Origin of the sequence: Flavobacterium sp. UBA7682, from assembly GCF_002482945.1 — a bacterium.
In the GTDB taxonomy this organism is placed as follows: domain Bacteria; phylum Bacteroidota; class Bacteroidia; order Flavobacteriales; family Flavobacteriaceae; genus Flavobacterium.
Window position 1 is genome coordinate 1 of sequence record NZ_DLGY01000019.1, and the last position, 23990, is coordinate 23990.

The 23990-nt window shown below is 36.0% G+C and carries 23 protein-coding genes; 10 read left to right on the forward strand and 13 right to left on the reverse strand.

All coding sequences use genetic code 11. The annotated features are described in order from the left end of the window. A partial coding sequence (locus B3C16_RS04255; RefSeq protein WP_291129142.1) for a T9SS type A sorting domain-containing protein occupies positions 1-4078 on the forward strand: 4078 nt, incomplete at its 5' end. 358 nt (positions 4079-4436) lie between these two features. Here the strand turns inward: B3C16_RS04255 and B3C16_RS04260 are convergent. Beyond that, positions 4437-5378, reverse strand: coding sequence for a TerC family protein (locus B3C16_RS04260; RefSeq protein ID WP_291129145.1), 942 nt, complete (start codon positions 5376-5378; stop codon positions 4437-4439). Between the two features lie 205 nt (positions 5379-5583). Between B3C16_RS04260 and B3C16_RS04265 the strand changes: the two genes are divergently transcribed. Continuing rightward, positions 5584-7773 carry a glutamine synthetase III gene (locus B3C16_RS04265; RefSeq protein WP_121314625.1) on the forward strand — a complete coding sequence of 730 codons (2190 nt, stop codon included), beginning with the start codon at positions 5584-5586 and terminating at the stop codon, positions 7771-7773. Between the two features lie 59 nt (positions 7774-7832). Here the strand turns inward: B3C16_RS04265 and B3C16_RS04270 are convergent, their stop codons facing one another. Both B3C16_RS04270 and B3C16_RS04275 read right to left on the reverse strand, forming a co-directional pair. Further along, positions 7833-8936 carry a hypothetical protein gene (locus B3C16_RS04270; protein ID WP_291129149.1) on the reverse strand — a complete coding sequence of 368 codons (1104 nt, stop codon included), beginning with the start codon at positions 8934-8936 and terminating at the stop codon, positions 7833-7835. A 14-nt stretch (positions 8937-8950) separates the two neighbouring features. Next, on the reverse strand, positions 8951-9403 hold the full coding sequence (locus B3C16_RS04275) for a T9SS type A sorting domain-containing protein (protein ID WP_158592588.1): 453 nt from the start codon (positions 9401-9403) through the stop codon (positions 8951-8953). A 112-nt stretch (positions 9404-9515) separates the two neighbouring features. Between B3C16_RS04275 and B3C16_RS04280 the strand changes: the two genes are divergently transcribed. The 4 genes from B3C16_RS04280 (at position 9516) to B3C16_RS04295 (ending at position 13294) form a co-directional block, all read left to right on the forward strand. Beyond that, positions 9516-10436, forward strand: a complete 921-nt coding sequence (locus B3C16_RS04280) for an OmpA family protein (RefSeq protein WP_291129160.1) — start codon at positions 9516-9518, stop codon at positions 10434-10436. 1 nt (position 10437) lies between these two features. Then, positions 10438-11268, forward strand: coding sequence for an OmpA family protein (locus B3C16_RS04285; protein WP_291129163.1), 831 nt, complete (start codon positions 10438-10440; stop codon positions 11266-11268). Continuing rightward, a complete protein-coding gene (locus tag B3C16_RS04290; protein ID WP_121314617.1) occupies positions 11268-12038 on the forward strand; it encodes an OmpA family protein in 771 nt (256 codons plus the stop codon). Before B3C16_RS04285 ends, B3C16_RS04290 begins: the two co-directional genes overlap by 1 nt. 77 nt (positions 12039-12115) lie before the next feature. Next, the gene (locus tag B3C16_RS04295) at positions 12116-13294 is read left to right on the forward strand and encodes an AIR synthase related protein (RefSeq protein ID WP_291129168.1); all 1179 of its coding nucleotides are present in this window, start codon (positions 12116-12118) and stop codon (positions 13292-13294) included. 8 nt (positions 13295-13302) lie between these two features. Here the strand turns inward: B3C16_RS04295 and B3C16_RS04300 are convergent, their stop codons facing one another. Continuing rightward, complete coding sequence (locus B3C16_RS04300; protein ID WP_121314613.1) at positions 13303-13680, reverse strand: PH domain-containing protein; 378 nt, start codon at positions 13678-13680, stop codon at positions 13303-13305. Between the two features lie 144 nt (positions 13681-13824). Here B3C16_RS04300 and B3C16_RS04305 point away from each other — a divergent pair, with 144 nt between their 5' ends. Continuing rightward, positions 13825-14253 carry a hypothetical protein gene (locus B3C16_RS04305; protein WP_291129171.1) on the forward strand — a complete coding sequence of 143 codons (429 nt, stop codon included), beginning with the start codon at positions 13825-13827 and terminating at the stop codon, positions 14251-14253. Between the two features lie 49 nt (positions 14254-14302). On the opposite strand, the gene B3C16_RS04310 is transcribed toward B3C16_RS04305, so the two are convergent. The 8 genes from B3C16_RS04310 to B3C16_RS04345 form a co-directional block, all read right to left on the reverse strand. Continuing rightward, positions 14303-14578: an ATP-dependent Clp protease adaptor ClpS gene (locus B3C16_RS04310; protein ID WP_121314610.1), complete on the reverse strand. Its 276-nt coding sequence runs from the start codon at positions 14576-14578 to the stop codon at positions 14303-14305. Positions 14579-14615: 37 nt separating this feature from the next. Next, positions 14616-15449 (reverse strand): 50S ribosomal protein L11 methyltransferase, encoded by an 834-nt coding sequence (prmA, locus tag B3C16_RS04315; protein WP_121314608.1) that lies wholly within the window; start codon positions 15447-15449, stop codon positions 14616-14618. 64 nt (positions 15450-15513) lie between these two features. Then, positions 15514-15984 carry a hypothetical protein gene (locus tag B3C16_RS04320; protein ID WP_147406880.1) on the reverse strand — a complete coding sequence of 157 codons (471 nt, stop codon included), beginning with the start codon at positions 15982-15984 and terminating at the stop codon, positions 15514-15516. Between the two features lie 154 nt (positions 15985-16138). Continuing rightward, positions 16139-16891, reverse strand: coding sequence for a triose-phosphate isomerase (gene tpiA, locus B3C16_RS04325; RefSeq protein ID WP_121314604.1), 753 nt, complete (start codon positions 16889-16891; stop codon positions 16139-16141). Next, entirely contained in the window at positions 16891-17394 is a 504-nt protein-coding gene (locus B3C16_RS04330; protein ID WP_291129180.1) for a TlpA family protein disulfide reductase, read from the reverse strand. The genes tpiA and B3C16_RS04330 overlap by 1 nt, the downstream gene beginning before the upstream one ends. A gap of 61 nt (positions 17395-17455) precedes the next feature. Then, entirely contained in the window at positions 17456-17773 is a 318-nt protein-coding gene (locus tag B3C16_RS04335) for a hypothetical protein (protein ID WP_147406879.1), read from the reverse strand. Positions 17774-17827: 54 nt separating this feature from the next. Continuing rightward, a complete protein-coding gene (locus B3C16_RS04340; protein ID WP_291129183.1) occupies positions 17828-18916 on the reverse strand; it encodes a MauE/DoxX family redox-associated membrane protein in 1089 nt (362 codons plus the stop codon). Between the two features lie 41 nt (positions 18917-18957). Further along, positions 18958-19500, reverse strand: a complete 543-nt coding sequence (locus B3C16_RS04345) for a DUF1599 domain-containing protein (protein WP_121314598.1) — start codon at positions 19498-19500, stop codon at positions 18958-18960. A 91-nt stretch (positions 19501-19591) separates the two neighbouring features. On the opposite strand from B3C16_RS04345, the gene folP reads away from it, so the two are divergent. The 3 genes from folP (at position 19592) to B3C16_RS04360 (ending at position 23502) form a co-directional block, all read left to right on the forward strand. Further along, entirely contained in the window at positions 19592-20416 is an 825-nt protein-coding gene (gene folP / locus B3C16_RS04350; RefSeq protein ID WP_291129186.1) for a dihydropteroate synthase, read from the forward strand. Positions 20417-20558: 142 nt separating this feature from the next. Further along, on the forward strand, positions 20559-22778 hold the full coding sequence (locus B3C16_RS04355; RefSeq protein ID WP_291129189.1) for a T9SS type A sorting domain-containing protein: 2220 nt from the start codon (positions 20559-20561) through the stop codon (positions 22776-22778). A gap of 94 nt (positions 22779-22872) precedes the next feature. Beyond that, positions 22873-23502 carry a hypothetical protein gene (locus tag B3C16_RS04360; RefSeq protein WP_291129192.1) on the forward strand — a complete coding sequence of 210 codons (630 nt, stop codon included), beginning with the start codon at positions 22873-22875 and terminating at the stop codon, positions 23500-23502. Between the two features lie 11 nt (positions 23503-23513). Here B3C16_RS04360 and rlmH read toward each other — a convergent pair whose 3' ends face one another. After that, positions 23514-23987 carry a 23S rRNA (pseudouridine(1915)-N(3))-methyltransferase RlmH gene (rlmH, locus tag B3C16_RS04365; RefSeq protein ID WP_291129195.1) on the reverse strand — a complete coding sequence of 158 codons (474 nt, stop codon included), beginning with the start codon at positions 23985-23987 and terminating at the stop codon, positions 23514-23516. Between the last annotated feature and the right edge of the window lie 3 nt (positions 23988-23990).

Consider the following 23990-nt stretch of genomic DNA (forward strand, 5'->3'; position numbering starts at 1 on the left):
TGTAAACGACGGATGTGATGCTACAGCTCAATTCAACATTAGCGAGTTCCAAGCACCAAGATTGTGTGAAGGAGGAAGCGTATCGTTGACTTATAGTATTTCAGACAACTGTTCACAAGACAGTGTAAGTGCTAGCTTCACCGTGACGCCATCATCTCAAGTAGAGTTCAATTGTGGAGTTGACGTAACAGTCCCATCATGTAGCACTCAAACGCAGGTTAATACTGCATGGGCTGCATTCTTAGCTTCAACAACTGCAACCGGCGGATGTAATGGTGTATTGACTAATAATGCGCCGTCAACCGCACCATCTTCATGTGGAGGTTATGTAGATGTGACATGGACATATAATGTTAGTGATTTGTGTGATCAATCTGATGATTGTGAAGGGCAATTTACAACATTTACTCAAGGAGGTTATGGAACTTCATGTAATGGGAACAATCCAGGATGTTACAGAGATGCAAATTTTGCTGGAGCCTTTCCAAATGGACTAGTTATAGGATGTGGAAGTAACAAACTTACTTTTACTTCTTCATCAGCAATTCAAAATTATCTACCGGCAGGAGGGAATTCATCTCTTATTACATCAAGTGCTGTAAATCCAACTACGAGTAGAGGTGTTTTATCTTCTCAGTTAATTGCACTTACATTATCAACTGGATTTGATATATACGATCCAAATTTCTCGGCGAGTAATGCAAGTTTAGGCTCATTAACTATAAAGACCGGTACATTTACTGGAATGACAGTATCTAGCTTCTTACAATTAGCCAATAATGTTATTGGAGGTTGTACAACAGGATATTCTTTATCAGAAATCAATGCTGTAGCAACTGCTATTAATGAAAATTTTGATAATGGAACTGTTGATCAACAATTCTTAAACTGTGGTGGACAAAATGGAAGTCAAAGTGCAACAGTATGTACAAAACGTTTCACAGTAGAATCTCCGGCTCCTGTTGTGTTCAATTGTGCAACTAATGTAACAGTACCATCATGCAGCACTCAAGCGCAAGTAAATGCAGCTTGGGAAGCGTTCAAAGCATCAACAACCGTAACCGGTGGATGTAATGGCGTATTGACAAACAACGCACCAGCTAATGCACCATCATTATGTGGCGGTTATGTAGATGTGACTTGGACCTACACCGTTGGTTCATGTGGTCAACAAAGTGGATGTGGTAATCAAAATACAATGACGTGTACAAAACGTTTTACTGTAGCGGCTCCGGCTCCTGTAGTATTTAATTGTGCAACTAATGTAACAGTACCATCATGTAGCACTCAAGCGCAAGTAAATGCAGCTTGGGAAGCGTTCAAAGCATCAACAACTGTAACTGGTGGATGTAATGGTGTATTGACAAACAACGCACCGGCTAATGCGCCGTCATTATGTGGCGGTTATGTTGACGTGACTTGGACATATACTGTTGGTTCATGCGGTCAACAAAGTGGATGCGGTAACCAAAATACAATGACATGTACAAAACGTTTCACTATTTTGGCGCCATCACAAGTTGTATTCAATGCAGGAAATAATGTAACATTACCGGCATGTAGTACACAAGCGCAAGTAAATGCAGCTTGGGCAGCATTCAAAGCTTCAACAACTGCAAGTGGTGGATGTGGAGGTGTATTGACAAACAACGCACCGTCTAACCCACCTTCAAACTGTGGTGGTTATGTAGATGTGACTTGGACTTACACTGTTGGCTCATGTGGGCAACAAAGCGGATGTGGTAATGATAACACAATGACAACAACAAAACGTTTCACGGTAGCATCACCACCTCAAGTAGTATTTAATGCAGGAAATGATGTAACATTACCGGCATGTAGTACTCAATACCAAGTAAATTCTGCATGGGCGGCATTTAAATCATCAGTTACTGCAACCGGTGGATGTGGAGGCGTATTGACTAACAATGCACCATCTAACCCACCTTCAAACTGTGGTGGTTATGTAGATGTGACTTGGACCTACACCGTTGGTTCATGTGGTCAACAAAGTGGATGTGATAACGGAAATACAATGACAACGACAAAACGTTTCACTGTAACGTCTCCATCACAAGTAGTATTTGCAGGAGCAAACAATGTAACATTACCTGCTTGCAGTACTCAATACCAAATAAATTCTGCATGGGCGGCATTTAAATCATCAGTTACTGCAACTGGCGGATGTGGAGGTGTATTGACTAACAATGCACCGTACAATCCACCTTCATTATGTGGTGGATATGTAGATGTTACTTGGAAATATACTGTAAATTCTTGTGGTCAACAAAGCGGATGTGGAAGTTCAAATATAGTTACAACGACAAAACGTTTCACTGTAGCCAACCCAACTCCGGTAGTATTTGCAGGAGCAAACAATGTAACGGTACCATCTTGTAGTACTCAATCACAATTAAATGCGGCATGGGCGGCATTTAAATCATCAGTTACTGCAAGTGGCGGATGTGGAGGCGTATTGACTAACAATGCACCATCTAGTCCACCTTCATTATGTGGTGGTTATAAGGATGTTACTTGGAAATATACTGTAAGTTCTTGTGGACAGCAAAGCGGATGTGGAAGTTCTAATATAGTAACAATTACAAAACGTTTCACTGTAGCCAACCCAACTCCGGTAGTATTTGCAGGAGCAAACAATGTAACAGTGCCATCTTGTAGTACTCAATCACAAGTAAATGCAGCATGGACAGCATTTAAATCATCAGTAAGTGCAAGTGGCGGATGTGGAGGCGTATTGACTAACAATGCGCCGTCTAATCCACCTTCATTATGTGGTGGTTATATAGATGTTACTTGGAAATATACTGTAAATTCTTGTGGTCAGCAAAGTGGATGTGGAAGTTCAAATATTGTGACAACTACAAAACGTTTTACAGTAGCATCTCCACCACAAGTAATCTTTACTCCAGGAAACAATGTGACATTACAGTCATGTCGTACTCAAGCACAAATTAATTCGGCTTGGGCTGCATTTAAAGCATCAACTACAGCTAGTGGAGGGTGTGGTGGCGTATTGACTAATAATGCTCCGGCTAACCCGCCATCAGCATGTGGTGGATATGTAGATGTAACTTGGACTTACACGGTTAGTTCATGTGGTCAACAAAGTGGATGTGGAAACACCAATACATTGACTACAACCAAACGTTTCACTATTCCTACTGCACCAGCTGTGACCTTTAAATGTGGAAACAATGTAACAGTACCGGCTTGTAGTACACAGTCGCAGATTAATTCAGCTTGGAATGCATTCTTATGTAACACAACAGTTGCTGGAGGATGTGGAGGAACATTAACAAATAATGCTCCATCAACACCGCCATCAGCATGTGGAGGTTATGTGGATGTAACATGGACGTATACTGCTGCTAATGCTTGTGCGCCTATTGCACCAACATGTGCGCCAAATACACAAGGTTCATTCACTTGTACTAGAAGATTTACAGTTGCCACTGGTGCCGCTGTAGATGTAACTGGTCCGTCAAATGTGTCTTATGTAGGTACAAACTTTAATAGTCAATATGCATTAAACAATGCATTTGCTAACTGGTTGTCTCAATTCAAAACGATTAGTTCTGGATGTTCAACATCAGGAAATGTATGTGGACCAACTGGAGGAGTAACTGCTGTATTCAGCGGTAGTCCAAGAGTTGCACCAAACAGAACAACTGGTGGTGTAGTTACAGTTACCTATAGTATTAATGGAACATGTAACTCAGATAGCGTTACTGCTAAATTCACTGTCTTAGCTGATAATTCTAATTGTAGAATTATAGCTATGGATGATGTCCAAGAAACGGATATTAGAACTGAGTTAACGGCTAAAGTTTCTCCTAATCCATTCACAGAAACATTCAAGTTGAATGTTACTGCTCCTACTGTTGAGAAAGTTGCAATTGCAATTTATGATATGGCCGGAAAATTAGTTGAACAACGTGAAGTGAACCAGGATCAATTGTCTGAATTGCAAATAGGAGAACGCTTCCCATCCGGAGTTTACAATGTAATTGTTACTCAAGGTACAGAAGTTAAAACACTACGTGTAATTAAACGATAATAGTTTCCAGATTAAAATAAAAACCCTTCGATTAATTTTGAAGGGTTTTTTTATGCTTTGTATGAAGCTATGATGAGTATTCTTGCCTTTAATTCTCTTGTAAGCTTCAATTGTTCGTGGCAAAGTCTCTAAAGCGTAAGATAGAATTTTGACAGCTGTTATTCGCTTTTAAAGGATATAATTAGTTTTAAAGTCTTTGGTTTTTTTGCAAGATTATTGTTTAAACTGAATAACAATTTCTTTAGTCGTTATACTGCTTTTTTGAAAAATTGAGAGAATAATAAAAACAAGCCCAATCAGAATTATTTGATTGGGCTTGTTTTTTACAATTTAATCGATTTTCATCTTAAAATGATTATTATTTAGCTTTGCTCTTTTGAATAGAAATGATAATGCCAGCAAATAAAGAAAGGGCAATAAATCCTAATGAAACCCATTCCGGGAATTTAAAATAATGAACAATCAGCATCTTAATCCCAACAAAAGTTAAAATAGCAATCAAACTGTACTCCAGATAACTGAATTTTTCTAACATGTTAGCCAAAAAGAAATACATAGAACGCAACCCAAGAATAGCAAAAATATTAGAGCTAAATACTAAAAACGGATCTGAAGTAATAGCTAAAATTGCCGGAACACTATCCAAAGCAAACAGCATATCCATTACTTCAATTACGATTAAAGCAACAAAAAGAGGCGTGGCAGCAGTAATGTGTCTTCTCTTTACAAAAAAGTGTTCTCCTTCAGCGTGACTTGTTATTGGAATTATTTTACGCAAGTTTCGGTAAACAAAAGATTTCTTAGGGTTAAATTCTTCTTCATCGCCCTTAAACAGCATCTTTACTGCTGTAAAGATTAAGAAAGCACCAAACAGGTATGTCATCCAACTGAATTTGTTAATCAAAATTACACCAAAGAAAATCATCAATCCTCTGAAAACAATAGCGCCAAGGATACCCCAAAACAAAACCCTGTGCTGGTATTTTTGAGGAATTTTAAATGAAGCAAAGATTACGGCAATCACAAAAATATTATCAACACTCAGTGATAATTCTATAAGATAACCAGTGATAAATTTCATTGTTGCTACTGCCGGTGCTATACCGGTTGGATTTGCTATAAGTTCATTTTTGTATATCCATCCTATAACAAAACTAAAAATAAAGGATAGTGAAACCCAAATCCCAGTCCAAATTCCTGCCTCTTTTGGCTTGATGATATGTGGGTTTTTGTTGAAAACACCCAAATCAAGGGCGAGAAATAGAAAAATTAAGGCCAGAAAAATAATCCAAACTGTCATGACGTTCTCTTTTAGTTGATACAAATATAGTGGTTTGAGTTATTTGAATGCAATTATTAACGATTACACAACAAAAGTTTTAAACAATCATTTTTTAATAATTTAATAAATTAACCCCTAAAAAAACAGGGTCTGTTTATTTTAAAATAAAAATATTGCTATATTTGCATCAAATTAATAGGGTGTAACTTAAAAAATAAACTTTATGTCAACTTTACGTTTTCAAGCATTAAAAGATGCATCAGGTAGAAAACCTGTAAAATTTGAAGAAGCGGATAGAAAATCAGCCATTTTCGGTGCCAATGTGTTTAATGATAAAGCAATGAAGCAATATTTGACTTCAGATGCTTATAAAGGAGTGAAAGATGCAGTACAGCACGGAACTAAAATTGACAGAAAACTTGCTGATTATATCGCAATGGGAATGAAAGAATGGGCTTTGTCTAAAGGCGTAACTCATTATACTCACTGGTTCCAACCCTTAACAGGAACTACCGCTGAAAAGCACGATGCCTTTTTTGAAACTTCTTACGATGGGTCAGATCCGGTTGAAAAATTTGGTGGCGGTCAATTGGTACAACAAGAACCGGATGCTTCTTCTTTCCCTAATGGTGGAATCAGAAATACATTTGAAGCCCGTGGCTATACTGCTTGGGATCCAACTTCTCCGGCATTTATTTTCGGAACTACTTTGTGTATTCCCACAGTATTTATCTCTTATACCGGTGAAGCTTTAGATTATAAAACACCTTTATTACGTGCTTTAAATGCCGTGGATGAAGCGGCAACTGAAGTATGTAAATATTTCGATAAAAACGTAAAAAAAGTAACGGCCACTTTGGGTTGGGAACAAGAATATTTCTTAGTGGATAGTTCATTAGCGAACTCAAGACCTGACTTATTATTGACGGGAAGAACTTTGCTTGGACATACTTCTGCCAAAGGACAACAATTAGACGATCATTACTTCGGGTCAATTCCTTCTCGCGCTTTGAATTACATGAGAGAATTAGAAGAAGAATGCATGTACTTAGGTATTCCGGTAAAAACGCGTCACAACGAAGTAGCGCCAAACCAATTCGAATTAGCACCAATTTTTGAAGAAACAAACCTAGCCGTTGACCACAATTCATTGTTAATGGATGTAATGTCAAAAGTAGGTGAGCGTCATGATTTCAAAATATTGTTCCATGAAAAACCTTTTAAAGGTGTAAACGGTTCTGGAAAACACAACAACTGGTCATTGGCTACAGATACCGGAGTAAATTTATTATCTCCGGGTAAAACACCGATGAGTAACTTACAATTCTTATCTTTCTTTATCAATACCATTAAAGCGGTAAATGAATACGAAGAATTACTTCGTGCAGCCATCGCAACAGCCAGTAATGACCACAGATTAGGTGCCAACGAAGCGCCACCGGCAATCATTTCGGTTTTCATTGGGCAACAATTGACTAAAGTTTTAGAGGAATTAGAAGGTGTAACCAAAGGAAAATTATCTCCTGAAGAAAAAACCGATTTGAAATTAAACGTCGTGGGTAAAATTCCGGATGTATTATTGGACAACACCGACAGAAACAGAACTTCTCCGTTTGCCTTCACAGGAAATAAATTTGAATTCCGTGCTGTTGGCTCTTCTGCCAATTGTGCTAATGCGATGACGACTTTGAATTCTATCGTGGCCAAACAATTGAAAGATTTCAAAAAAGAAGTTGATGCTTTAATCGAGAAAAAAGATTTAAAGAAAGACGAAGCGATTTTCAACGTCTTAAGAGAATACATCAAAGAAACTAAAAACATCCTTTTTGAAGGTGATGGTTACAGCGAAGCTTGGGAAAAAGAAGCTAAAAAACGCGGCTTGAGTAATCACAAAACTACTCCTCTAGCGTTGAAAGCTAAAGTCTCTAAAAAAGCACTAGACTTATTTGAAGATTTGAATGTAATGAACCACATTGAAGTGGAAGCGCGCTACGAAATAGAATTGGAAGAATACACTAAGAAAATCCAAATCGAGGGTAGAGTTTTAGGCGATATTGCTCGCAATCATGTGATTCCAACGGCGATTCGTTACCAAAATACTTTAATCGAAAACGTACGCGGATTAAAAGAAATTTTCGGCAAAGACTTTGAGAAAATTGCCAAAGAACAAATCTCTTTAATCAAAGAAATTTCAGCTCATATTGAAGGCATCAATACTAATGTAGAAGCCATGACCGAAGCCCGTAAAAAAGCGAACGCTTTAACCGATGCACAAAAAATGGCCGAAGCTTACTGCGACAAAGTAAAACCATACTTCGAAGTAATTAGAGAACATTGTGATAAATTAGAGTTGTTAGTAGACGACGAAATTTGGACCTTAACTAAATACAGAGAGTTGTTGTTTACAAGATAATTTTGATATCAAACAAAAAAAAACCGCTCATTGAGCGGTTTTTTTAATTTAAAGTACAATTATATTTGAGTAATAGTGTAAGAAGCAGAACCGTTAAAGTTAATGATTAAATCAACTCTATAATTCTTAGGTGTTGTAGTTGCGGTTGTAAAAGATATTGCTGGTCCGTTAAAATCAATAGTGCCATCAGACAAGAAATCACCAAATATTCCACAGCTTGATGCTCCTGAAGTATTAGGTATATTAAATAAAAACTGATTATTGCTGGTAGTAATTCCATTAACAATAAACGAAAAAGTATTTGTTGAAGTATTGTAGGTTGGGTTAATACCTGAGCAAGTCGCTTGAATAATTAATTCAGGAGCAAAAGATTGTAATCCAAATTGCATCGGATTATCTGCATAATGATCAATTGTTATATAATAAAAACCGTTTGAAGTAACTGAGTAAGCGCTGCCACCAACAGTCACTTCTTGCGAAGCATTTAATCCATAGACTGTTGCGCTTGCATTATTATCGGCTAAAAATTTTAACTGACCACCGGATGTTAAGTATTTATATCCATAAAAAGTAGTTCCGTTATTGTTGAATAACAATGAAGTGCTTGGATTAAAAGTATTAAAAGTTCCATACAAATACAATTGACTTGGATTAGATCCGGTTGTGTTGGAAGTTGGTAGAGATAAATTTCCACTATTGTCAACTGTCAATTGATAAGGCGTTCCGTTAGGCGAAACCAAAGTGATTCCTTCTCCCGGTGAAGTCACCAAGCTATCAGCCGCCATAGCATAAGGAACCGAAAGCAATTGGGTTGTCCCAACCAAAACATAAGTCGTTCCGCCGGTAACGTCCATTTCTACTTTTAAGAATTTGGAATTGGTTCCCCAGTTGATGGTATTGAAAGTTCCCGAAACCACTGTTCCTTGGCCAATGGTTAAGTTAAACAAACCTTGTGCAGTAGTAGTTTTTAATTGTGTCTCTGAATATAAAATTGTTCCTGTTGCAGTTTGGTCTAAGATAGACAATTTAACTCTTACGTTAGAACTTGCAACTGGATTTCCGGAACCGTTCAATGCAATAGCTTGATAAGAAATGCCTTGTGGTACTTGCGCAAAAGTTAAAAAAGAAATAAAAAGGGCTGATAATAGTAATAGTTTTTTCATGATTAATTTTGTTCTTATCGTTTGATTATTTTAAAGGATTTTATTTTTTTATTATTGAACTGAATCAAATAAACTCCGGCTTGCAATTCTGTTAAATCTAAAGAATTGTTTGTGCCAATTTGTTTTTTTGAAATCAATTGCCCCGATAAATTATAAATCGACACTTTCTCATTCAAAAGATCAGTGTCGGTTTTAAAGGAAACTGAAGCTGTCGTTGGATTTGGAAAAACAGTAATTTTTCCGCCGAGTTCCAACTGCGGTACTTCAAGCGTTTGTTGGGTTTGTGCCAATAAGCCTATGATGCCACTATTGGATTGATTTTGATTTTGTGGTACGACTACTATTTCACCTACTGAAATTGTGGAACCCGGAGTGATAAGACTTCCGGAATTCACTGATTGAACTACTGATTGTGAGTTTCCGGAAAAACCCAGCATTAGGAGTGCGAGTAAAAATAATTGTTTCATAATTAAAAAGTTTGACGGCAAATGTAAATAATAATTTTTACGCATAAGATGATATTTTCTGTTTCACCATACTATTTTTACGTAACTTTCGTTATAATAATAAACCTAACCAATGGTGCGCAAAATATTTACTGTATTGATTCTGTTTATGACTGCTAATGCATTGGCACAAGAACAATTTTCTGTTTTTTTTGAGAGCAACAAATTCGAATTGAATAAAAAAGAACAGAATAAAATAAACCAATGGATTTTGTCCAACAATAACAATAAAATAGTCGCCATTCACGGCTTTACAGATGAAGACGGTACAACGGATTCCAATGATACTTTAGCCCAAAAACGAGTCAATTTCATTTTTCAAATAGTCAAAGACCAAATCAAAATCCGCGAAGATTTTAAAACCATAAGTTTTGGAGAAAGCTTTAAGCAATCTGAAGTTAAAGCCGAAAACAGAAAGGTTACCATTTATTATATACTTGAAAAAGACATTCCGCGCGAAAACGAAATCCTCGGAATCAAACCGGAAGTAGCTATTGAAGCATTACCAATCCGAGGCGTAGCCGAATCGAGCGAAGCTAAACCCGAAATAGAATATCCTGAAAAATTAGTATTCGAAAATCCAAACGGAACCAAATCAGAATTCAAGCTTGATAGAGAATTTATGAAGAAAGTGGGCAATGCCAAAACCGGCGAAAAATTGACCATTGAAAACCTTAATTTTATCATCAACACCTTTGCTGTAGTCAACGAATCTCGTGGAAAACTTTACGAACTCTTATTGGTATTGCAAAGTAATCCTTATTTAAAAATTGAAATCCAAGGTCATTTGTGCTGTATGCCGGTCGATCGAACTGACTTATCAACTCAAAGGGCCAAAGCAATATACAATTTCTTAATCAAAAACGATGTCTATCGCGCCCGATTGTCCTATAAAGGTTTCGGAAGCACGCAACCGATTTATCCTATACCGGAAAAAAACGAAGCGGAAAGAGCTGCCAATCGTAGGGTTGAAATTTTAATTGTTGAGAATTAGCATGAAGAAAATTTATATTGTTTTATTATTCTTGCCTTTTTTTGGATTCTCTCAACAGTCGTTTGAAGTGTTCTTTGATTTTAATGCAGCTGTCCCAAATCAAGCCTCATTGACTAAATTGAACCAATGGATAAAGGCAAATAAGTCAGCAGAAATCACAAAGGTTTTGGGCTATTGTGATAGTGTCGATGACAGTCAATATAATATAGATTTAGCGGTAAGGAGAATTAATTCTGTTTTGGACTTACTTAAAAAAGATACAATAAAAATTAGTGATAAAGTAGAGTTAAAGCCCTTTGGAAAAGATTTTAAACTTTCAAAAAATCAAGAAGAAAATAGAAAAGTAAAACTCTTTTTCATTCTAAAAGAAGAGAAAAAGATAAATCCAACAAATGAAGAAGAGGAGATCTCGTTTAGTTCACTTTCTGAATTGGTAGCCAAAGAGAAATCTGAATTGGCACAAAAGTTTGAAAAAGCCAAAAAAGGAGATTTGATTCGGATAAATAACATCAATTTTCACTTTAATTCTGAAAAAATGATGGACCAGTCTGAACCGCTTTTACTCGAATTATTACAAATTTTATACGATAACCCAAAGTTGAGAATCGCCATACACGGTCATATTTGCTGCAATCCAAACGGAATGGACACTAAATTGTCTTATCGAAGAGCCTTAGTTATTTTTAAGTATTTGACCAAGTTTGAGATAGAAGTAAACCGTTTGTCTTATAAAGGTTTTGGTAGCAATGATCCGATTTATAAAGTACCGGAGCGAAACGAAGCCGAACGCAAAGCCAATCGCAGGGTCGAAATTTTAATCGTAGATAAATAATGAGATTTAAAATATTCATATTGCTATTTTTGTTTTCTCTAAATTGTTTAGCACAAAAGCAGTTTGAAGTTTTTTTTGATTTCAATAAAGACTTTCCAAATCAAAGCTCGATCCTAACATTAAACGAATGGATTGCCAATAATAAAGAGATAGAAATTACCAGATTACTAGGTTTTTGTGACAGCATTGATACTAAGGATTACAATAAGCATTTAGCCGAAAGGCGTATCGCCAACGTTCGTGATTTATTGGAGAAAAGTGGTTTGAAATTCAGCAAAGGATTAGAAAAAATTGCCTTTGGTAAAGAATTTAAACAATCCAAAATCCAAGCTGAAAATAGAAGAGTAACTATTTTTTATACAGAAACTGAGTTAAAACCCATCGAAAGTGAACTCACCAAACAAATCAGAAATTCAAAAGTAGGCGAAACCATTAAATTGCCCAATATTTATTTTTTCAATAATTCTGCTCGTGTTGTTCCCGGTTCAGAAACAACACTCTATGATGTGCTTTGCGCATTAGAAGAAAATCCCAAACTTAAAATTGAAATTCAAGGACATATCTGTTGTCAATCAAAAGTTGATGTTGGAGACGTTTCTACCGCTCGCGCTAAAGCCATTTATAATTATTTATTGCGAAATAAAATTGATAGAAAAAGGATGTCTTATAAAGGTTTTGGCGTTTCAAAACCAATTCACAAAATTCCGGAGCGCAATGAAACGGAAGCCAACGAAAACCGTCGCGTAGAAATTTTAATCGTGGAAAACTAAGTTCAAAAATCTGCGTTCTGTCTTCAAAAATCTGCAATCTTTAGTTATCTTTGCGCCACAACAACACACACTACAAAATGAGCTCTGATAACAGTCAACGCTACAATCTACGTGGAGTTTCGGCTTCCAAAGAAGATGTGCACAACGCCATCAAAAACATCGATAAAGGATTATTCCCAAAAGCTTTTTGCAAAATTGTGCCTGATTATTTAACCAATGACGAAAATTATTGTTTGATCATGCATGCTGATGGCGCCGGAACTAAATCGTCTTTGGCCTATATGTATTGGAAAGAAACCGGCGATATCTCGGTGTGGAAAGGCATTGCACAAGATGCGTTGATTATGAATATTGACGATTTACTGTGTGTTGGAGCAACCGATAATATTTTGTTGTCTTCTACTATCGGAAGAAACAAAAATCTCATTCCGGCGGAAGTGATTTCTGCAATCATCAACGGAACTGAAGAACTAATAGCCGAGTTGAAAACCTTTGGCGTAACCATTCATTCTACCGGTGGCGAAACTGCCGATGTTGGTGATTTGGTGCGAACAATCATTGTAGATTCTACGGTTACGGCTCGAATGAAACGTAGTGATGTTATTGATAATGCCAATATTCAACCAGGCGATGTCATTGTTGGTTTGGCTTCTTTCGGTCAGGCCAAATATGAAAAAAGTTATAACGGCGGCATGGGAAGCAATGGCTTGACTTCGGCTCGTCATGATGTTTTTGCCAAATATTTAGCCGAGAAATATCCGGAAAGCTTTGACGCAGCGGTGCCAAATGAATTAGTCTATTCCGGAAGCACCAAATTAACAGATTCAGTTGAAGATTCTCCAATTGACGCAGGAAAATTAGTGTTGTCACCAACTAGAACTTATGCTCCGATTATCAAATCGATTTTAGATAAATATACGCCAAACGAAGTTCACGGCATGGTGCATTGTTCCGGTGGTGCACAAACTAAAGTGTTGCATTTTGTAGATGATGTTCATGTTATTAAAGACAATTTATTTCCGGTACCACCATTATTCAAACTCATACAAGAAAACTCCAAAACCGATTGGAAAGAAATGTACCAAGTCTTTAATTGTGGTCACCGAATGGAATTGTACGTGCCACAAGCAATTGCACAAGACATTATTGCCATCTCAGAATCTTTCGGTGTAGCGGCACAAATTGTCGGTAGCGTAGAAGCTTCTGCAACCAAAAAACTCACTATTGAAAGTGAGTTTGGTAGGTTTGAATATTAGATAATTTTTTACAATACGTAATACGCGAGTACCTTTTGAACTTCGTAAACATTAACCGATTTGGTAAACTGTTTCGTAATGCTTGGATTTTGTTCGCTGGAAACCCAAATCTTCAATTCCGCTTCTAAGTCAAAAGTACCCGCAGTTTCCACACTAAAGCGGCTAATGGCTTTGTACGCTATCGATTTGTATTCGATTTTACTTCCTGTGATGCCTTGTTTTTCGACTAAAATCAACCGTTTGTTGGTAAAAATAAACACATCTCGAATGAGTTTGAAACCCATTTCTATAGTTTCATTATCGATTAATAATTGACCGTATTGTTTGATTAAATCTTCCTGGCTGGCTTGCCCGGCATTGCCCATTAGTGCAGAAAATAGTCCCATAGCTTTTTTTATATTTTGAATGTAAAAATAGCAAATTGGTTTTCAACAACCCAAAAACTTTGCGACCTTTGTCAAATAGTCGCTTAGGATTCGCTAATGTTTGGCTGTCAATTCATAACTCATAAATTATAATTCGTAATTCAAATGATAATCAATCCAAAAAACGGCGTAGACCAATTGTTATTCGGCATGAAGCAAAATCACGTAGAAGCTATTTATGGTAAGCCATCAAAGCAATTCAAAGACGATGACGATAATGTGATTTATCTGTATAATGATAAAAAGTTCCGTTTAACATTCTATGAAGATGAAGCCTTTCGTTTAGGATATATCATTACTTCAAATATGGAAGCGACGTTATTAGGTAAAGCTGTTATCGGTAAAAATGTTGCCGAAATCAAAAATGATTTGCCATTCAAAACTTGGGAAGTCGAAGATTTTGATTCCACCGAAAACCACTTTAACGAAAGCAATTGGTTAATTCTGCAATCAGAATATGATGCTATAATTCGAGTAGAAGTTGGCGCTATTATAAAAGATACTGACGAGTTTGACTGGAAATTTAAAGGGTAAAATTAACCGCAAAGTTCACAAAGAAGGCGCGAAGGACGTAAAGTAAAAACTAAATAATTTCCGCACTTAAACCGGCTTCTAACAACTGCGTACATTGGGGTTTCAGTTCATCATAATGACCTGTTTTTACCGTGCATTTTCCTTTATAATGAACTAAAATAGCACATTGTTCCGCTTGCTCCGCACTGTGTTGGCAAACACGAATTAGCGTATCAATTACATGGTCAAAGGTATTGACATCGTCGTTATACAATACGATTTCGTTGTTAACTCCAACTTGCTCTTCGACTAAAACGTCTTCTTGTACTTTTTCTATAGTGCTCATTTTCATTTCGTTTTACAAAGTGTAAAATTTTCTATTGCTAATTGATGTATTTTAGGGAAACCCAATTGTTTCGCTCAAATTTTTTCACATAAGTCAAACCTTTCTCCGTGCAGGAAGCATCAATAAAAGGAATGTCTTCGGTGTAAAATCCGCTTAATAATAGAATGCCGTTTTTGTTCAAACAATTTACATATTGTTGCATATCGTTCAATAAGATATTGCGGTTGATGTTGGCAATAATTAAATCGTATTTTTTGTCTTTTAATAATTCGGCGTCACCTTCGTAAACAGTGATTTCGTGACAATTATTGCGTTCCGCATTTTCAATAGAATTCAAATAACACCAATTGTCAATATCAATCGCATCTATAGGTTTGGCTCCTTTCATTTCTGCCAAAATAGCTAAAATAGCGGTACCGCAACCCATGTCTAATGTTTTCATATTAGTCACATCAGTTTCCAATAAATGCTGAATCATCATGTGTGTAGTTTCGTGATGACCGGTTCCAAAGCTCATTTTTGGTTCGATGATAATGTCAAATTCAGCATCGGTTTTTGGGTGAAATGGTGCGCGGACATGGCATTTTCCGTCTACATCAATTGGCTCAAAATTCTTTTCCCATTCTTCATTCCAATTGACTTGGTCGATTTCTTCTATGGTATAAGAAATAGAAAATTCGGGAGAAGTTAATAGGTAAATGTCATTTAGAATGTCTTCGGTCCAAAGGTCTTTTTGAATGTAAGCACTAAAACCATTGTCGGTTTCAATGAAGCTTTCAAACGGTTTTTCTCCCAATTCTGCAATGAGAATTTCAGAACCTAGTTCTTTGGGTTCAACCGAGAAATGATACCCTAAATATATATTTGACATGGACTATTTTTTTGCAAAGGTAACAATCGAAAGAGTTACTAAAAAGTGTTTTGCAAAAAGAAATTTAATCTGCTTTTACAATAGTGGTTTTCAAACTGGCATTTGGAAGTTCATCCGGAGCAACTGTGAATATCATCAATCTTTTGTAGCGTTTGTTATCACCATCATACAAATAAGTCATAGTGTTGTCTTTTGGATTATAAGTCAGTTTGGCACGCATGAATTTAGATTGTAACGACCAAGAACCTTCATTATCAGAATCTTTAGTGAAGTTATAGATTGAACCATGATGTAATCTGGTTTGCCCATTGTCAATCATGCTGATGATGACATAACCATTGGATTTGGAACCAATTTCTCTGATATCAATCACCGAATGTTCATACTCGGTTTCAATTAATTCATACTTTTCAAAATCTGTACTCCATACATAGTATTTTCTTGAATCCGATTGAAAACGTTTTTGCGTATCGGTTTGTGCTTGTAAGTGGGTTAAGCTTACAAAAAGGAAGAATAAAATAAATTTTGCTTTCATTACTAACTTTATTTGATTTGTGACAGCCGTAAAAGTATAAATAATAATCGATAAAAAGCAAATAAAATCGATGAAATACATTAAATTAATTTTAAATATAAAAAAAACCTTTCAAATAAATGAAAGGCTTCTGATTTTAGAATTATATTTAAACTTAAATCGCGTTTGCAATGGCCGCAAAATCAGACGCTTTTAAAGCGGCACCACCAATCAATCCGCCGTCCACATCCGGTTTTGAGAAAATTTCTTTGGCATTTTCAGGTTTTACGCTTCCGCCGTATAAAATGGAAACATCTTCCGCAATGTCGCTTCCGAATCTTTTGCGAACAGTTTCTCTAATGAATTCGTGCATTTCTTGTGCTTGTTCCGGTGAAGCAGTTTCACCTGTTCCAATAGCCCAAACCGGTTCATACGCCAAAATAATTTGTTCCCAATCTTTGTTTTCTATATGGAATAAGCCATCACGCAGTTGGTTTTCTACTACATTGAAATGTTGGTTGTTTTGTCTGTCTTTTAATTCTTCGCCGAAGCAAAAAATGACTGTCATATCATGTTTTAATGCTGTTGTTACTTTTTGTGCTAAAAGTGTATCGGTTTCATGAAAATAGGCGCGACGTTCAGAATGACCCAGAATAACGATATTTACACCTATGCTTTTCAACATGTCGGCAGAGATTTCACCGGTATAAGCACCGCTTTCGTTTTGATGCATATTTTGCGCGGCTACACCAATATTGGTAAATTCTAAATGATCAACTGCAGACGCAAGGTTGACAAAAGTTGGGGCAACTATGATTTGTGCTTCAATATCATTGGGTAATTTATCAATCAATTCGTTTAATAAATCTTCTGTTTCTTCGGCATTCTTGTGCATTTTCCAATTACCGGCAACAATCTTTTGTCTCATTATTGTAAAGTTTTTAAAGTAGCGTTAATTTGTTCAAAATCAGTTTCTATGGCTCTGTAGGTAACAATTTTACCGTTTTTGTCTAAGATGATATATCTCGGAATCCAATCTAAATCAATAGATTTTCCAAATTCTCCTTTCATCATTTTAGGGTCATTTACCCAATATTGTTTTCCTGTTAATTCGTGTTTTTCAATACCGGCTTTCCATTTGTCAAAGGCTTTATCCATAGAAATGAATACATAATCCACCTTTGGGTTATTCACTTGCATCTCTTTTACTTTCGGCATTGCTTTGACACAATCACTACACCATGATGCCCATATTTCAATTACGGTTACTTTCCCTTTTTGATTTTTAAGAACCGTTTCAAAAGAAACTTCAGTGCTGTCTGTGGTAGTTAATTTTTTGTCTAAACTCTCTTTGTTAAATTCGGTTTTCTGTGCATTAGAACAACCAAAACCTATGATGGCCAACATAAAACTTAAAGCAATTTTTTTCATTTTCTTTTTTGTATAAAGATAAGTAATCCGACTTTTTCGAATTCCTAAAATTTCTATAATTCTATTCCGGAGTTTTAGATTTTTTTTTTCGTTGGGAATCTTTTAGATAAAATAATCTGTGTTTTTTTCTTTTTCGCTCCCTTCTTTCCGCTTTCTTTTTGCTGTCATACATGTATTTTAAAATCAGTACAACGCCAAGTATTGATAAAAAAGTTAATGTGCTGCCTATAAGTATGTAAATGGTATTTCCCAATGGAGGATCTTCCATGGTAGAAATGTGATTCAAAATAAAGTAACCTAGTATAAAAACAACGATACAAAGAATAATCCCAATTAGGCATCTTTCGTTGGTTCTCTTAGACATTATATAGTTGATCATGAGAAATCTATTTTTTTAACTTCTAAAAATAACAAAAAGATGTGTAAGTTGCATTTATTTTTTCAACTCTGAATAAGGTTTGCTGATTAAATTTTGGAAATCAGCAGCGTCAAATTTGTTATCACCAATTCCCCAATAGTATTTATAATCATTTCCATTCCATAAATACTTGACACCAGGCGTATCTTTTCCTGAGCCAAGTACTTTCCAAAAAGGAATTACTTCGATGATTTTATAAGGATATTCAGCTCCGGCATATTTGAAAAAGGCCGGAATTAAATCAGCTTCCTCATTCATAAAAATAATCGAAATTTCAGGGAAATCTTTAGTATTCTTTCTCATTTCGGTCAATTCTTTAGCGGCAACGCGACAGTGGTCGCAGCCAGGAACAAAAAAACAAAGTGTCTTTCTCCCTTTATCTATAGTCGAAAAATACTGTGCGTAACCCGATTTGTGTTTGGCAGGCTCTGTTGGTATTGCTTTTACAATTTCTTTTATTTCTGCTACTTTTTTAACCGTGTCTTTTATAATCACAGTTTTTGTAGTGTCCACAATAGTCTCAGGAATTGTATCTGTGGTTGTTTCTTCCGGAGTTGAAACCGTAAAACTTCTTTCAATAGGTTGGATTGGAGCCAGCATAAATAAAGCCAAAATAGAAGCCAAAGTAACCGTGGTCAGAAGCCAAAAATTATCATGCTTTTCATTTGACTTTGGCATAATGATAAATAGCCAAATCAGTAAAGCCATCGCAGCAACATTTTTCAGAATCGCTTCTATTGGTGTCATTGGCAACAAACTTCCAAAACAACCACAGTTTCCTGAATTTCCACCATTTTGGATCGTTTCAATCAATAAATGTGTTGTAAAAACGGCCAATAATAAAATGGTCGCCGGAATAACAATGCTTCGTAAAAAGTTCTTTTGCAAAATCAAAAAGCCTAAAGCCAATTCGATTCCAATCAACACTCTCGAAAAATAGGGAGCAAATCCTTCCGAGAATCCCATTGGGTACAATTGTTTTACTTCAAAAGTTGAAATCGCGAAGTAAGGCGAAGGATATAATTTGGCCACAGCCGAAAGTAAAAACAGGAATGAAATTACGATTCGAATTCCCCAAGCGATATTGTTTTTAGAGATTGCCATATTGGTGTTTTGTTATTGATTTAAATTTTGGAGCTTCAATTTTATTGTCCGAATTTCATCAGAATTAAAGCAAAAACCGAATAATTAATCATGTCCTGATAATTGGCATCAATGCCTTCAGAAACGATTGTTTTTCCTTGATTGTCTTCTATTTGCTTTACGCGAAGTAACTTTTGTAGGATTAAATCGGTTAGTGAACTTACACGCATTTCGCGCCAAGCTTCGCCATAATCGTGGTTTTTATTTTCCATCAACGATTTGGTCAATGCAACTTTGGCATCGTAAAGTTCAGTCGCTTTCGCTACCTCCAAATCGGGTTGTTCTACTACGCCTAAATCCAATTGAATTAAAGCCATAATCGAGTAGTTGATGATTCCGATAAATTCACCTGTTTCGTCTTCGTCTACTTTGCGAACGTCGTTTTGTTGCAAACTGCGGATGCGTTGTGCTTTGATGAATATTTGATCGGTTAAAGAAGGCAATCTCAAGATTCTCCAAGCACTACCGTAGTCTTTCATTTTGTTAATATAAAGTTGTCGGCAAATGGCGATAACCTTGTCATATTCTTGAGAAGTATTACTCATTTCAATGTATCTTTGTGTCAAATTTCCCCAAAAGTAAAGAATAAAGATTGAAGTACAAAGGACAAAATCTTAGAACTAACTTAAAATGCAAATGACCATTAACTGCCTCGGAAAACTAATCGATTTGTCTTCTCCCAAAGTCATGGGAATATTGAATGTTACACCCAATTCCTTTTTTGACGGTGGAAAATATGCCGATGAAAAAAGCCTGCTTACTCAAGTAGAAAAAATGCTGACCGAAGGCGCAACTTTTATCGATATCGGAGCGTATTCAAGTAAACCGAGTGCCGAATTTGTTACGGAAAATGAGGAAATAGAACGATTGATTCCCATAGTGAAATCGGTGCTGCAACATTTTCCGGAAACTTTAATTTCAGTTGATACTTTTCGTGCGAATGTCGCCAAAATCGCAATTGAAAACGGAGCGTGTATCATCAATGACATTTCCGCAGGAAGTTTAGACGAAAACATGATGCCAACCGTTACCGAATTACAAGTGCCTTATATTATGATGCACATGAAAGGCAATCCGCAGACGATGCAAAGTTTGGCTCAATATCAAAATGTTACCAAAGAAGTATTGTTTTACTTTTCTGAAAAAGTGGCTCAGGCAAGAAGTATGGGCATCAACGATTTGATTATCGATCCGGGATTTGGCTTTGCTAAAACTTTAGAACAAAATTTTGAAGTCATGAACAACTTAGAGTTGTTTCGAATGTTGGAATTGCCAATTCTAGTTGGAGTTTCGAGAAAATCAATGATTTATAAGACGCTCGACACTTCCGCTGAGTTTGCGTTGAATGGTACGAGCGTTTTGAATACAATCGCTTTACAAAAAGGCGCTAATATTCTCCGAGTTCATGATGTAAAGGAAGCCCTTGAAAGCATCAAATTGGTACAGCATTTATCTTCTTAAGGATTTGTCATAATCTTACTTCTTTTTGTTTAAGTTGTTGTAAATGAGTTTTTTGTTTTCTCAGTTCACCTTTTGTCTACCTCCAAAACGCTTGATGTTTCGTTGATAATTCCTTATTTTGATTTTTATTTAATAACGAAACATGAAAAGCACTAAAGCGATTTTTGGGATTTTTATTTCATTCTTTTTTTTAAATCAAGCGATAAATGCGCAAAGCACTTGGCAAAAACTAACTAATTTTAATGATGCCAATGCTGCTGTTTGGATGTCAGCCGGAGCAACATTAAATTATGCCATCACTGCCGATCGATGGATTTATTACAGCGATAATCAATCTGATGTTTGGACGCCGTTTGTAAATGTTCCTGCTTTTTATGGTGTCGGAAGTATAAAAGCTTCTAAAGTTAGTAATCGCATATTTTGTCTGACTTCGTCGAGTGGAATTATTTATACAGATAATTTTGGTGCGAGTTGGCAAAGCAACAATCTGAACGGCGGTGGCGGAAATTCTGGTTTTGGGCCTTTATTATTGGCCTATGGATTGAACGATTTTACCGTTTTGGTTTCAACTATTGGTCCGGCTTCGGGAGAAATTCAGAATAACTTATTTATTTCTATCGATAATGGAAACAATTTTAGTGCGTTACCAACTCTAAACTTCTATCCGACAGGTTTTCATTTTCTGAATGATAATGAGGTTTTGTCAAACACTTCAGATGGAATTTTTAAGTCAACAAACCTCAATAATGGCGTTTGGACGTCAATTGGTTTTGCCGGTTTAGAAGTGACTGATTTGGCTGTTGATGGCTCAACTGTTTTTGCATCGGTTAAAGATTCCGGAAACGGAAAGGTTTATAAAAGTATAGATTCGGGACAAACGTGGAATGAATTGATTGGGATTCCGACCAACGCAGCGGTTTCTAAAATTGCTTATGATTCGGTTAACCAAAGGTTATTGGCTACCACTAATTCAGGTATATTGGCTTTTACCAATAACGTTTGGAGTATTATAAGCAATGTCAACAAAGCGCACGAGATTATAGTTACCGGTAACCAATCGGCACTTTTTTCTGGTATTCGCGTTAACGGAATTCATAAAGTAAATGCTGACAATCTTTCAGTTACGCCTATAAATAATGGATTGTTGATGCCAACAGATTTAATGGCGGTTTCAGCAGACAATCAGTTGTATAGCGCATCGACTTCGACTTCATTTTTATCCAAATTAAATTTAAATAATCTAACCTGGTCTTCGCAAACATTGATGGAAAATCTTGATTTTACCCGAACAATTGCAATGGGAACAGCCAATGATGGACAATGCGTTATAGGCGGAATGCATTTTATTGCCAAAACAGCCAATGAAGGCAACAGTCTTTCGGTTATCGCCGATGATACAACGGCTCCATTGGCTCCGGTTTATAATATTTTATTTCCACAGAAAATGTTTTTAGGGAATAATGGTTCTATTTCGATGGTTCAGCATGCCGTTCAGGATAACGTGAATTATAGTCCGAATATGGGTTCGTCTTGGAATATTTTGTTCCAAAATGTTTCGGGACAGTTTCCGTCTTTTTTGAGTTTTAACAAAATTTGCTCCGGGTTTCAAAATCATTATATTTTGGGAACATCCATGCAAACTGCACAGAATATTATTGCTTTTTCGAGTAACGAAGGAAGTTCTTGGACGCAATTGCCAAGTTTGCCAAGTTCAATAAGAGACATTTTTATGGACAGGTTTGATAAATTATATGCTGTGACCAATACAGCACTTTATAGTTGGAATACCACAGATCAGACTTGGAATCAACATAATATCAATTTAGGTACGACTTCTTCTAACAAAGTAGTGGAAGTGAAATTTGATTATAATAACAAGATATATGTGCTAGTTCGAACAACTACAATTCCTTTTAGTGAAGAAGGTTTTTATATTTCAAATGCTGCAGAAACGGCTTTTACACAAGTACCGTTTACTTCGGTTGGCGGACAAGTTTTATCGTTCAAAAACCTAAGTTTCAGTGTTAATAATATTCCAATTGCGATGTCTAATTTGGTCAATCGCGATTTTGTTCAAGAAGGTATTTACTATTTTGGGAAAGACAATTTTTTAGATATAAATACCGTTCCGGAGATTGAAAAAATAGTTGTTTATCCGAATCCGGCCAATGATATAGTGACTGTTTCCACTTTTGCCAATCAAAGTATTTCAGGTGAATTGGTCAATATGATGGGTCAAGTTTCTCCGATAAATATTGTTGATGGAAATTTTAATGTGTCAACATTTTCAAATGGTTTTTATATTTTGAGATTAGCGGTTGATGGTCAATCAATAAATGTAAAACTCATAATTAAGCATTAATTTTTATTTGATTATTTGAAAAGCATGCCCAACTTTTTGTAATTTGGCGAACAAAATTTTACTTAAAAATAAGCTGTAGATTTTGAGAGCAAATATGAAAAAAATAATCGTTTTAGGGTTTGGTTTATTGCTGTTTTCCTGCCAAGATAAAGAAGTTTTATTACCGGTGGCTAAAGAAACAATTGTGGCAGAAGTAAAAGATCATTCTCCGATTTATTTCTTTTTCAAGTTGCAAGAAAATGATACCATAGTTGATGTGAATCGAAACAATTCCATCAGTTCTACCAATTGGTTATTCAATGTAGACAAGCGATTGCCTTTGCGCAAGGTGATTTTGGAAGTGATAAAGCTACAGGCTAAAAAAGAAGGAAGCTCTCATAAAAAGGAAACTTCCGAAAACTACTTTACTTATACGGATACGGTTAAAAAGAATCTTGCTTTTATGCCATTCACCCAAATAACCTATAAACTCGAAAAACCCGATTTTGAGGTAATGTATTTCCACTTAGACCGAAATGATTTGGTGCATTACAACGAACTGGTTTTCTCTAAAAATCAATTACAGGAATTTATTAATAAGTTACCCAATCCTTTCAGGATATATTTCTCCTTCGATAAAGGTATGTCTTTCGGCAAATATATCGAATACAAACTCTTTATCAAAAATCTCAAGATTACCCAACTCGGCGTTTCAGTTAGTAGTAACAAAGAATACATCTACTAAACTGAAAACTATTATTGATGGTGGTAAGGTTCATTTCGTAAAATCGTGAACCCACGATACAACTGCTCGATAAAGAATAATCGAACCATCTGATGCGAAAAAGTCATCTCGGAAAGCGACACTTTGCCTCGAGCTTTTTTATAAATTTCGGTGCTAAAGCCATAAGGTCCGCCAATGACAAATACTAAAGTTTTTACGCCAGAATTCATTTTTTTCTGTAAATAATCGGAAAAACCAACACTTGAAAATGTAGAACCATTTTCGTCCAATAAAATTAATTGGTCGGTTGGCGTGAGTTTGGACAAAATCAATTCACCTTCTTTTTCTTTTTGTTGCGCTTCCGAAAGGTTTTTGACGTTTTTGATGTCGGGAATCATTTCCAAATCAAACTTGATGTAAAAAGACAAACGCTTGGTGTAATCGTCAATGAGCGTTTGCAATGCTTTGTTATCAGTTTTACCAATGGCGATTAATTTGATATTCATAAC

Coding starts and splice junctions, on each gene's coding strand:
- B3C16_RS04260 (WP_291129145.1), bottom strand. CDS start 5,378: ATGACAGTTTGGATTATTTTTCTGGCCTTAATTTTTCTATTTCTCGCC.
- B3C16_RS04265 (WP_121314625.1), top strand. CDS start 5,584: ATGTCAACTTTACGTTTTCAAGCATTAAAAGATGCATCAGGTAGAAAA.
- B3C16_RS04270 (WP_291129149.1), bottom strand. CDS start 8,936: ATGAAAAAACTATTACTATTATCAGCCCTTTTTATTTCTTTTTTAACT.
- B3C16_RS04275 (WP_158592588.1), bottom strand. CDS start 9,403: ATGAAACAATTATTTTTACTCGCACTCCTAATGCTGGGTTTTTCCGGA.
- B3C16_RS04280 (WP_291129160.1), top strand. CDS start 9,516: ATGGTGCGCAAAATATTTACTGTATTGATTCTGTTTATGACTGCTAAT.
- B3C16_RS04285 (WP_291129163.1), top strand. CDS start 10,438: ATGAAGAAAATTTATATTGTTTTATTATTCTTGCCTTTTTTTGGATTC.
- B3C16_RS04290 (WP_121314617.1), top strand. CDS start 11,268: ATGAGATTTAAAATATTCATATTGCTATTTTTGTTTTCTCTAAATTGT.
- B3C16_RS04295 (WP_291129168.1), top strand. CDS start 12,116: ATGAGCTCTGATAACAGTCAACGCTACAATCTACGTGGAGTTTCGGCT.
- B3C16_RS04300 (WP_121314613.1), bottom strand. CDS start 13,680: ATGGGACTATTTTCTGCACTAATGGGCAATGCCGGGCAAGCCAGCCAG.
- B3C16_RS04305 (WP_291129171.1), top strand. CDS start 13,825: ATGATAATCAATCCAAAAAACGGCGTAGACCAATTGTTATTCGGCATG.
- B3C16_RS04310 (WP_121314610.1), bottom strand. CDS start 14,578: ATGAGCACTATAGAAAAAGTACAAGAAGACGTTTTAGTCGAAGAGCAA.
- prmA (WP_121314608.1), bottom strand. CDS start 15,449: ATGTCAAATATATATTTAGGGTATCATTTCTCGGTTGAACCCAAAGAA.
- B3C16_RS04320 (WP_147406880.1), bottom strand. CDS start 15,984: ATGAAAGCAAAATTTATTTTATTCTTCCTTTTTGTAAGCTTAACCCAC.
- tpiA (WP_121314604.1), bottom strand. CDS start 16,891: ATGAGACAAAAGATTGTTGCCGGTAATTGGAAAATGCACAAGAATGCC.
- B3C16_RS04330 (WP_291129180.1), bottom strand. CDS start 17,394: ATGAAAAAAATTGCTTTAAGTTTTATGTTGGCCATCATAGGTTTTGGT.
- B3C16_RS04335 (WP_147406879.1), bottom strand. CDS start 17,773: ATGATCAACTATATAATGTCTAAGAGAACCAACGAAAGATGCCTAATT.
- B3C16_RS04340 (WP_291129183.1), bottom strand. CDS start 18,916: ATGGCAATCTCTAAAAACAATATCGCTTGGGGAATTCGAATCGTAATT.
- B3C16_RS04345 (WP_121314598.1), bottom strand. CDS start 19,500: ATGAGTAATACTTCTCAAGAATATGACAAGGTTATCGCCATTTGCCGA.
- folP (WP_291129186.1), top strand. CDS start 19,592: ATGACCATTAACTGCCTCGGAAAACTAATCGATTTGTCTTCTCCCAAA.
- B3C16_RS04355 (WP_291129189.1), top strand. CDS start 20,559: ATGAAAAGCACTAAAGCGATTTTTGGGATTTTTATTTCATTCTTTTTT.
- B3C16_RS04360 (WP_291129192.1), top strand. CDS start 22,873: ATGAAAAAAATAATCGTTTTAGGGTTTGGTTTATTGCTGTTTTCCTGC.
- rlmH (WP_291129195.1), bottom strand. CDS start 23,987: ATGAATATCAAATTAATCGCCATTGGTAAAACTGATAACAAAGCATTG.